Raw genomic sequence first — 10,086 nt, forward strand, 5'->3', positions numbered from 1 at the left:
ATCTGGGTCACCTCAACCCTGGGGGGCCCGGTCCGGGCGGCTAACCCCTCGCGGGCCCCCGCGGACGGCGTCCGCGGGCACGGCCCCCCGAAGGGAGGAACCCCATGAGACGGGCCCTGCTGACCGGCCTGCTGCCACTCCTGCTCGCCACTCCGACCGCCGCCACCCCGACCGCCGCGACGCCGACCGCGGAGATGCCGTCCGCCGGGGCGGCCGGTGCCGAGGTGGTCGAGGTGGTCGAGGTGTCCACGGCGGGCCGGCTCGCCGGCGCGCTGGCCGCGGCGGTTCCCGGGCAGACCATCAGGCTCTCTCCCGGCGAGTACCACGGCGCCTTCGTCGCCCGGCGCCCCGGAACGTCCGCCGCCCCGATCACGCTGACCGGGCCGGCGGACGCCGTCCTGGTCAACGACGGTCCCGCCGGCACCGCGCCGTCCTGCCCCGCGCCCGGCGGCGGCTGGGACTCCGGCTACGGGCTGTGGCTGTACGGGGCGCCGTACTGGCGGCTCACCGGGTTCACCGTCAAGGACTCCAAGAAGGGCCTCGTCCTGGACGCCTCCCCCCACGTGGTGATCGACGGCGTGTACGTGCATCACGTCGAGGACGAGGGCGTGCACTTCCGGCGCAGCTCGTCCGACGGCGTGCTGCGCGACTCCCGCATCACCCACACCGGCCTCGTCCAGCCCGGTTACGGCGAGGGCGTCTACCTCGGCTCGGCCGGCTCCAACTGGGGCTGCCACGGCAACACCGGCGGCGCGGACCGCTCGGACCGCGTCCAGGTCACCGGGAACACGATCGGCCCGTACGTCACCGCCGAGCACATCGACGTCAAGGAGGGCACCAGCGGCGGTCTGATCAGCGGCAACACCTTCGACGGCACCGGCGTCAGCGGCCAGAACTCCGCCGACTCCTGGGTGGACGTCAAGGGCTCCGGCTACACGATCGAGAACAACACCGGCACGTTCGCCCCGCCAGGCATCCTCGCCAACGGCTACGAGACGCACAATCCGGCCACGACGCCGTCCTTCCTCAACGGCTGCGGGAACGTCTGGCGCGGCAACCGATCCGATCTCGGCGGCGTCGGCGCGTACGCCATCAAGATCACCTCGACGTCGAAGTGCGCGGCCGACCCCAACGTCGTGCGCTCCTCCAACACCGTCACCGGCGCCACCCGCGGGCTGACGAACGTCCCGGTGACCCCGGGCTGACGGCCCGCTCGGGGCCGGCCGCCCGGCCTCCCGGGCGGCGCCCTCGCCGTGCCGCGCGCCATCCAGGTGAACCCCGCCCAACAGGGTTAAGAAACCTTCCTAACTTCATTGACAGCCCTCAGCACCCTACGCCACGATCCCGGTAAGCGGCTCGGCGCGGCTTCCTTCCCCAGGATGTGACGCGCTCAGCGAAAGACTCCTGCCCCGGCCGCCCACGGGACCGCGCTCCGATCTCTCACCCCCAGGAGAATCGCCATGTCCAGAGTCCGCCTGGCCGTCATGGCCGTCATGGCCGTGATCGGCCTGGTGGCCGGCCTGCTCGTGGCCGCCACCGCCTCGGCCGGCACCGCCGAGACGCTGCTGTCACAGGGCAAACCCGCCACCTCCTCCTCCAAGGAAGCCTCCTCCTACGCCGCCGCCAAGGCCTTCGACGGCGATCTCGCCGCCACCCGGTGGGCCTCGGCCGAAGGCCACGACCCCGAATGGCTGCGGGTCGACCTCGGCGCCGCCCAGCAGATCAGCCGGGTCAAGCTGACCTGGGAGGACGCCTACGGCAAGTCGTACAAGATCCAGACCTCCGCCGACGGGAGCACCTGGACCGACGTCTACTCCACCGCCACCGGCGACGGCGACGTGGACGACCTCACCGTGACCGCCACCGGCCGCTACGTCCGCATGTACGGGACCGCGCGCGGCACCGACTACGGCTACTCCCTGTGGGAGATGCAGGTCTACGGCGGCGGCACCCAGCCCACCGACCCGCCCGGCGACACGTTCGTGGTGGCCGCCGCCGGTGACATCGCCGAGCAGTGCACCGCCAGCTCCTCCTCCTGCGTGCACCCGAAGACGGCCGCCCTGGTCGAGTCGATGAACCCCGAGTTCGTCATCACCATGGGCGACAACCAGTACGACGACGCCCTGCTGTCGGACTTCCGCAACTACTACGACAAGACGTGGGGCAGGTTCAAGGCCAAGACCCGCCCGGTCCCCGGCAACCACGAGACCTACGACCCGGCCGGGTCGGAGGCCGGGTACAAGTCGTACTTCGGCGCCATCGCCTTCCCGCAGGGCAAGAGCTACTACAGCTACGACCGGGGCAACTGGCACTTCGTCGCGCTCGACTCCAACCACTTCGACCAGTCCGCCCAGATCACCTGGCTCAAGAACGACCTCGCCGCCACCACCAAGCCGTGCGTGGCCGCGTACTGGCACCACCCGCTGTTCAGCTCCGGCGAGCACGGCAACGACCCGGTCTCCAAGCCCGTGTGGCAGGCCCTGTACGCGGCCGGCGCCGAATTCGTGCTCAACGGGCACGACCACCACTACGAGCGGTTCGGGCCGCAGAACCCCAGTGCCCAGGCCGACACCGCGAAGGGCATCGTCGAGGTGCTCGGCGGGATGGGCGGCGCGTCGCCGTACCAGATCGAGAACGTGCAGCCGAACAGCCAGAAGCGGCTGAGCGGCACGTTCGGCGTGCTGAAGCTGACCTTCGCCGGCAGCACGTTCGGCTGGCAGCTGATCGGGACCGACGGCTCGGTCAAGGACAGCAGCCCGACCTACTCCTGCCACTAGATGTACATCTCGCTTCTCGGTACCCGGCTGACCAGGGCGGTGCCCGCCAACGTGGTGGCGCTCGGCCTGGTCAGCCTGGTCACGGACGTCTCGTCGGAGATGGTCACCGCGGTGCTGCCGCTGTACCTGGTGGGCACGCTCGGGCTCAGCCTGGTGCAGTTCGGGCTGCTGGACGGCCTGTACTTCGGCGTCACCGCGCTGGTCAGGCTGGCCGGCGGGCACGCCGCCGACCGGTGGAGCCGCCGCAAGCTGGTCGCCGGGCTCGGGTACGGGCTCTCGGCCGTCTGCAAGCTGGGCCTGCTCGCGGCCGGCGGCTCGGCCGTCGCGCTCGGCCTGGTGCTGGCCGCCGACCGCACCGGCAAGGGCCTGCGCACCGCGCCCCGGGACGCCCTCATCACGCTGAGCGCCCCGCCCGAACGGCTGGGCGGCGCGTTCGGGGTGCACCGGGCGATGGACACCGTGGGCGCCTTCCTCGGGCCGCTGGCCGCCTTCGCGGTGCTGACGGCGACGGCCGGCGCCTACGACGCGGTGTTCGTGACCAGCTTCTGCGTGGCCGCGCTGGCCGTGCTGCTGCTGGCCCTGTACGTCCGGGACCGGCGCGGCCCGCTGACCGTCCGCGTCCGGCTGCGGGCGGCGGTGACGCGGGAGCCCGGGTTCCGCCGGGCCTGCCTGGTGGCGGTGGCGCTCGGCCTGGTCACGGTCAGCGACTCGTTCGTCTACCTGGTGCTGCAGCGGCGGCTGGCGATCGCCCCCGAGTTGTTCCCGCTGCTGCCGCTCGGCACGGCGGGCGCGTACCTGCTGCTCGCGGTGCCGCTCGGCAGGCTGGCGGACCGGTTCGGGCGCGCGGTGGTGTTCGTCGCCGGGCACGTGGCGCTGCTCGCGGTCTACCTGGTGCTGATGGGCCCGGCCTGGCTGCTGCCCGCGCTGCTGCTGCACGGCCTGTTCTACGCCGCCACCGACGGGGTGCTGATGGCCCTGACCGGGCCGATGCTGCCCGAGAGCGCGCGGACCGGCGGGCTGGCGCTGCTGCAGACCGGGCAGGCCACGGCCCGGATGGTGTCGTCCATCCTGTTCGGCCTGCTGTGGGCGGGGACGGGGGAGGGTCCGGCGCTGGCGGTGATGGCCGCGGGGCTGGTGACGGCGTCCGCGATCGCCTGGCGGGCGCTGCGATGACAAGGAGGTCGTCAATGAGACGGGTGCTCGTACTCCTCGCCGCGGTGGTCCTGCTGGCGGGCGGCGCGACCGCGTACGCCACCTGGGCGGCGTCCTCGCGCCAGGCCGGGCCCGCCGTCGCGGGCTTCGACACCGGCGAGCCGGGCCGGGTGCTGGTGCGCAGCGGCGGACGCGTCGCCTCCGTGCCGCTCGCCGACCCGGGCGCGCCGCCGCGGGTCAGCTCCCGGGCCTGCGACCGCTTCTACACGGCGAACGGCACCACCCTCTGCCTGGTCACCCGGCCCGGCCCGCTGCCGAAGACCGAGGCGCTCGTCCTGGACCGGTCGCTGGCCGAGACCCGCCGGATCAACCTGGCCGGCGTGCCGAGCCGGGCCCGCGTGTCGGCCAGCGGCCGGATGGCCTCCTGGACGGTGTTCGTCACCGGCGACTCCTACAGCACCGGCGGCTTCTCCACCTGGACCGGCATCCTGGACACCAGGACCGGCTACCTCATCACCAACATGGAGGACATCCCGCTCTACCTCGACGGCCGCCGCTACCACTCGGCCGACGTCAACTACTGGGGGGTCACGTTCGCCGCCGACGACAACCGCTTCTACGCGACCGTCTCGACCAAGGGCAGGACGTACCTGGTGGAGGGCGACTTCGGCGCCTGGCGGGCGCGCGCGCTCAGGGAGAACGCCGAGTGCCCGTCCCTGTCGCCGGACGGCACCCGGCTGGTGTTCAAGAAGCGCGTCTCGCCGGGCCCGTGGCGGCTGCACCTGCTGGACCTGGCCACGATGCGGGAGAGCCCGCTGGGGGAGCGGGCCAGCATCGACGACCAGGCCGCCTGGCTGGACGATCGCACGGTCATGTACGCCAAGGACGGCGACGTGTGGGCGGCGGACGTCGGCGGCGGCCCGCCCCGCCGGCTGATCCCCGGCGCGAGCTCCCCCACCGCCGTCCGCTGACACGCGGCCCCCTGCCCGGGGGCGGTCAGGGGAGCCGGATGAGGCGTCGCTCGACCGCGGCCGTGACCGCGGCCGTGCGCGTGTCCACGCCGAGCTTGTCGTAGATGTGCACCAGGTGGGTCTTGACGGTGGCCTCGGTGATGTAGAGCCGGCGGGCGATCTCCCGGTTGCTCGCCCCGCTGGCCAGCAGCTCCAGCAGCTCGACCTCGCGGGCACTCAGCGCCGGGCCCGGCTCGCGCATGCGCCGCATCATCCGGGTCGCCACCTTGGCCGACAACACGCTCTCGCCCCTTGCCGCGGCCCGGATGCCCTGGAACAGCTCCTCCGGCGGGCACGCCTTGAGCAGGTAGCCGATGGCCCCCGCGTCGACGGCCCGCATGATGTCGGCGTCGCTCTCGTACGTCGTCAGCACCAGCACCTGCGGCGGCGCGGGCAGCTCGCGCACCCGCCGGGTGACCTCCACGCCGTCGACGCCCTCGCCGAGCTGCAGGTCCATGAGGACGACGTCGGGGGAGCGGGCGGCGATGCCGCGCAGCGCCTCGGCCCCGTCGGCCGCCTCGCCGACGATCTCCATGTCGGGCTCGCCGCCGAGCAGCGCCACCAGCCCCGCCCGGACCACCGGATGGTCGTCGACCAGGAACAACCTCATGCCTCACCGCCGTCCAGGACCCGCGGCGGCCACGCGGCGGGCACCCGGGCCGCGACCGCCGTGCCCTCGCCGGGCGCGCTCTCGACGACCAGGACGCCGTGCACCTCCGCCAGCCGGTCGCGCATCGCGCGCAACCCGTAGCCGCGGCCGGGAGCGGGGGCCGGCTCGGCGAATCCGACGCCGTCGTCGAACACGTCGAGCGTCACCTCGCCGTCGAGGTAGGACAGCGTCACCGTGACCGTCACCCTGGCCGCCGGGTCCGCCGCCGGAGCGGCGTGGTCGCGTACGTTGGCCAGCGCCGCCTGCGCCACCCGCAGCAGCGCCGCCTGCACCTGCGGCGCCAGCGGGTACTCCTCGCCCGCCAGCCGGAAGCGCACCCGCGGCCCGGTCTCGCCGGCGTCCGCGCAGAGCCGGGCCAGGGCCTCGGGCAGCGTGACGTCCACCAGGCCGGGCGGCTGGAGGTCGCGGACGAACCGCCGCGCCTCGGCCAGGTTGTCGGCGGCGGCCGCGGCGGCCCGCCGTACGTGGGCGCGGGCCTGGGCGGGGTCGGTGGCCCACATGCGGTCGGCGGCCTGGAGCAGGATGCCCATGCTGGTCAGGCCCTGGGCGAGGGTGTCGTGGATCTCCCTGGCCAGCCGCTCGCGCTCCTCCAGGACGCCGGTGCGGTGGCGGGAGTCGGCCAGCGTGCCGCGGGTGCTGATCAGGTCGTCGATGAGCAGCTGCCGGGCGGCGCTCTCGCGCTGCAGCTCCCCGAAGATCACCGCCGTCATGGCCGCGATGCCGACCGGCGCGAGGATCAGGCTGACGTCGAGCTCGCGGGCGATCTCCAGCTGGGCCACGATCACCACCAGGGTCAGCGCCGCGGCGGCCACCGCGAAACCGTGCGCGTTGAGCAGCCGCAGGCACAGGAAGAGCAGGGGGACCGCGCACCAGCTGAACGACGGCGCCAGCACCACCAGCGCCAGCCACACCGCCGCCACGCCGCCCAGCCAGACGAGCCGCCCCTGCCGGCCCAGCCGGTTCCACCAGACGATCCCGGCCGCGTACGCCAGTGCGAGCAGGCCGCAGACGGCCAGCGACGTCACCGTCTGGGCACCCATGCCGTGACGGGACACCAGCCGCAGGGCCGAGGCGGCGAGCAGCAGGTAGAAGCCGACGTGCATGGCCCAGTTGAGCCAGGTGCGCTCCCTCATGGCCCTCCCCGTCGCCGCGCCCTCCGACACTATCCCCTGCCCGAGAGTGGCCCCCACCAGGGCGGCGGCGCATCAACCGATCGGTTGACCCGGCCCTCGACCGCTCGGCGCGCGGAGATCGCCCGTGCTTCCGATGGCCGGCGGCGGTCCGCCCGGAAACCTAGAGATGTCCGACTTCGCCCTGACGAACTGGAGAAACCATGAACATCCGTACTCGCCTGGTCGCCGGCTCGCTGTCGGGGCTGGCCGTGCTGGCCGGCGCCGTCGCCGCCACCTCGCCCGCCCAGGCCGCCGACGCCGCCCACACCGCGCGCGTCGCCCGCGTCGCCGCGGCCGAGCCCGTCGTGCAGACCGGCACGCTCTCCGCCGACGCCGCGCTGAAGATCGCCGACGCCGCGCTGAAGGAGGCCGTCAAGCAGAAGCAGCGCGTCACCGTCGTGATCGTCGACCGGTCCGGCGCGACCCGGCTGGTGCTGAAGGGCGACGGCGCGGGCCCGCAGACCGAGGAGTCGGCCCGGCGCAAGGCGTTCACCGCGGTCTCCTTCGGCCGGACGACGTCCGAGCTGGGCAAGGGCATCAACGGCGGCGGCCCGTCCATCGCCGACATCCCGGGCACCCTCTTCCTCGGCGGCGGCGTGCCGGTCGCCTCGGGCGGCGCCCCCGTCGCGGGCATCGGCGTCGGCGGCGCGCCCAGTGGCGACATCGACGAGTCCATCGCCCAGGCGGGCCTCAAGGCGGTCGCCGGGCAGCTTCGCTGACCGGCCGGACCGGCCCCCGGCGCACCGCCGGGGGCGGGCGGACGGAAGGATGAGGGGATGAACCGCCGAGCCATCCTGACCTGGGGACTCGGTCTGATGCTCGCGGCCTGCGGCGGGCGCGAGGTGAAGGGAGCGGGAATGGCCGACGAGGAACTGCTGGCGGGAGCCGCGCGCGGGGACGCCGCCGCCGTCCGGGACGCGCTCGGCGCCGGGGCCGACGTCGAGGCCCGCGACGGGCAACGCCGTACGGCCCTGCTGCTCGCGGCGGCGGCCGACCACGTCGAGGTGGCCAAGGTGCTCGTCGCGGCGGGCGCCGACCCCGACGCCCAGGACGCCAGGAAGGACACCCCCTGGCTGGTCACCGGCGTCACCGGGAGCGTGGCGATGCTGAGGGCGCTGCTGCCCGCCGGGCCCGACCTGACCAGGCGCAACCGGTACGGAGGCGTCTCCCTCATCCCCGCCTGCGAGCGCGGGCACGTCGAGTACGTGCGCGAGGTGCTGAAGACCGGCATCGACGTCGACCACGTCAACGACCTGGGCTGGACGGGCCTGCTGGAGGCGGTCGTCCTGGGCGACGGCGGCGAGCGCCACCAGGAGGTCGTGCGGCTGCTCATCGCCGCGGGCGCCGACGTCGACCTGGCCGACCGCGACGGCGTCACCCCGCTCGCCCACGCCGTGTCCAAGGGCCAGAAGGAAGTGGCCGCCCTGCTCCGCGCGGCCGGAGCCCACTGACGCGACGCGCCGGCACCGTAGAGCTGATCCCACGGCGACGACGGCGGGTCCGGCCTGGCCGCCGTGCTCAGGAACCGCCGGGGCCGCTGTCGCGCAGGTGGGCGATGCCCAGGTCGAGCGTGGCCTCCAGGTGAGTGGTCTCACCGGTGGACAGCAGGATCAGCACGCCGCCCTGGACGCCCTTGCGGGTCGGCGTACGCACGATCAGCCGCCACCATGGACCGGGCGGTCCATGGTGGCGGGCAGGAGCGCGGTGGGCGCCTGCTATGGTGTGAAATGCTTGTGATTCTCAGCTAGGAGACCAGACATGGCAGGTGACGACGACATCTCCGGGTGATACCGGAGGTTGATCGGCCCCGGCGTGAGCGCGTGAGCGCCGCCGGTGTGGCCCTGTTCGTCGTTCCCGAATCCCTGTCCTTCTTCACCGGGCGGCTTCGGCGTGCCCGCGTTCTCCGTTGAGGTCTTCTTCACATGTCCGACGCGTTCATCGTCTGCTCCAACCTGTCCTTCTCCTGGCCTGACGACACCCCCGTCTTCAGCGACCTGTCCTTCAGCGTGCCCGGCGGCCGTACCGGCCTGGTCGCCCCCAACGGCGCCGGCAAGAGCACGCTGCTCAAGCTGATCGCCGGGGAGTACCGGCCGCGCTCGGGCGGCGTGACCGTCAACGGCGTGCTCGGCTACCTGCCGCAGAGCCTGCCGCTGGCCGGCGACCTGACCGTGGCCGAGGTCCTGGGCATCGCCCCGGTGATCGCCGCGCTCAACGCCATCGAGGCGGGCGACACCGCCGAGGAGCACTTCACCACCATCGGCAACGACTGGGACATCGAGGAGCGCACCCGTGCCCAGCTCGACCGGCTCGGGCTCGGCCACCTCGACTTCGCCCGCACCCTGCGCACGCTGAGCGGCGGGCAGATCGTCTCGCTCGGCCTGGCCGCGCAGCTGCTCAGGCGGCCCGACGTGCTGCTGCTCGACGAGCCCACGAACAACCTCGACCTGGACGCCCGCCACCGGCTGCACGCCGTGCTCGGCGACTGGAAGGGCTGCCTGCTGGTGGTCAGCCACGACCGCGCCCTGCTCGACCGCATGGACCGCATCGCCGAGCTCGAACGGGGCGAGGTGCGCTTCTACGGCGGCGACTACACCGCCTACGAGGAGGCCGTACGCACCGAGCAGGAGGCCGCCGAGCGCAACGTGCGCACGGCCGAGCAGGAGCTCAAGCGCGAGAAGCGGGAGATGCAGCAGGCCCGCGAGCGCGCCGAGCGCAGGGCCGGCAACGCCGCCCGCAACCTCAAGAACGCCGGCCTGCCGCGCATCTTCGCCGGGAACATGAAGCGCGGCGCCCAGGAGTCGGCCGGCCGGGCGGGCCAGACGCACGCCGCCCGCGTCAGCGACGCCAAGGCCCGGCTCGACGAGGCGGGCCGCGCCCTGCGCGACGACCAGCGCATCTCCCTGCAACTGCCGGGCACCAACGTGCCCGCCGGGCGCACGGTCTTCCAGGGCGAGCACCTCATGGCCCGCGGCCTGTTCGCCGAGCCCGGCATCGACCTGGTCGTCCGCGGGCCCGAGCGCATCGCGCTGACCGGCCCCAACGGCGCCGGCAAGCCCATTGTCAAGCTGTGTATCTAGTCGTTGCTCCAGCTCAACCCCGTAGACGTGATCAGGTCTACGGGGTTTGTGTTGTTCGGTCAACCCCCGCTAGAGCGTCCCTGCCTGGTCGTCCCCTCGCTGTCGCCCCATGCGCCGGTAAGCAGGGCAGGGGCGGGGGCGTTCATGCCCCGAGCCGTACCGCGCGGGCGACGCCCGGCTGCTCCACCCCGCGCTGCTGCGGCCCGCACGGGAGGAGGAGGTGCGATG

The 10,086-nt window shown here is 73.5% G+C and carries 10 protein-coding genes; 7 read left to right on the forward strand and 3 right to left on the reverse strand.

Annotated features, from left to right (window positions below; all coding sequences use genetic code 11):
- The first annotated feature begins 104 nt into the window (after nt 1-104).
- From ABZ444_RS50860 to ABZ444_RS50875, 4 genes are all read left to right on the forward strand, one after another.
- Entirely contained in the window at nt 105-1,205 is a 1,101-nt protein-coding gene (locus tag ABZ444_RS50860) for a right-handed parallel beta-helix repeat-containing protein (RefSeq protein WP_358012524.1), read from the forward strand.
- Between the two features lie 255 nt (nt 1,206-1,460).
- Entirely contained in the window at nt 1,461-2,777 is a 1,317-nt protein-coding gene (locus tag ABZ444_RS50865) for a discoidin domain-containing protein (RefSeq protein ID WP_358012525.1), read from the forward strand.
- Nucleotides 2,778-3,950: an MFS transporter gene (locus tag ABZ444_RS50870; RefSeq protein WP_357981291.1), complete on the forward strand. Its 1,173-nt coding sequence runs from the start codon at nt 2,778-2,780 to the stop codon at nt 3,948-3,950.
- Between the two features lie 14 nt (nt 3,951-3,964).
- Nucleotides 3,965-4,900 carry a hypothetical protein gene (locus ABZ444_RS50875; RefSeq protein ID WP_358012527.1) on the forward strand — a complete coding sequence of 312 codons (936 nt, stop codon included), beginning with the start codon at nt 3,965-3,967 and terminating at the stop codon, nt 4,898-4,900.
- A 25-nt stretch (nt 4,901-4,925) separates the two neighbouring features.
- Here the strand turns inward: ABZ444_RS50875 and ABZ444_RS50880 are convergent, their stop codons facing one another.
- Both ABZ444_RS50880 and ABZ444_RS50885 read right to left on the reverse strand, forming a co-directional pair.
- Nucleotides 4,926-5,549: a response regulator transcription factor gene (locus ABZ444_RS50880; protein ID WP_358012529.1), complete on the reverse strand. Its 624-nt coding sequence runs from the start codon at nt 5,547-5,549 to the stop codon at nt 4,926-4,928.
- Complete coding sequence (locus tag ABZ444_RS50885) at nt 5,546-6,742, reverse strand: histidine kinase (protein WP_358012531.1); 1,197 nt, start codon at nt 6,740-6,742, stop codon at nt 5,546-5,548. Before ABZ444_RS50885 ends, ABZ444_RS50880 begins: the two co-directional genes overlap by 4 nt.
- Before the next feature lie 200 nt (nt 6,743-6,942).
- Here ABZ444_RS50885 and ABZ444_RS50890 point away from each other — a divergent pair, with 200 nt between their 5' ends.
- Both ABZ444_RS50890 and ABZ444_RS50895 read left to right on the forward strand, forming a co-directional pair.
- On the forward strand, nt 6,943-7,500 hold the full coding sequence (locus ABZ444_RS50890; RefSeq protein WP_358012533.1) for a heme-binding protein: 558 nt from the start codon (nt 6,943-6,945) through the stop codon (nt 7,498-7,500).
- A gap of 57 nt (nt 7,501-7,557) precedes the next feature.
- A complete protein-coding gene (locus tag ABZ444_RS50895; RefSeq protein WP_358012535.1) occupies nt 7,558-8,232 on the forward strand; it encodes an ankyrin repeat domain-containing protein in 675 nt (224 codons plus the stop codon).
- A gap of 67 nt (nt 8,233-8,299) precedes the next feature.
- Here the strand turns inward: ABZ444_RS50895 and ABZ444_RS50900 are convergent, their stop codons facing one another.
- Nucleotides 8,300-8,434, reverse strand: a complete 135-nt coding sequence (locus ABZ444_RS50900) for a hypothetical protein (protein ID WP_358012537.1) — start codon at nt 8,432-8,434, stop codon at nt 8,300-8,302.
- Nucleotides 8,435-8,703: 269 nt separating this feature from the next.
- On the opposite strand from ABZ444_RS50900, the gene ABZ444_RS50905 reads away from it, so the two are divergent.
- Nucleotides 8,704-9,858, forward strand: a complete 1,155-nt coding sequence (locus ABZ444_RS50905) for an ATP-binding cassette domain-containing protein (protein ID WP_358012539.1) — start codon at nt 8,704-8,706, stop codon at nt 9,856-9,858.
- The last annotated feature ends 228 nt before the right edge of the window (nt 9,859-10,086 follow it).

The sequence above is a fragment of the Nonomuraea sp. NPDC005730 genome (assembly GCF_040630865.1).
Lineage (GTDB): Bacteria > Actinomycetota > Actinomycetes > Streptosporangiales > Streptosporangiaceae > Nonomuraea.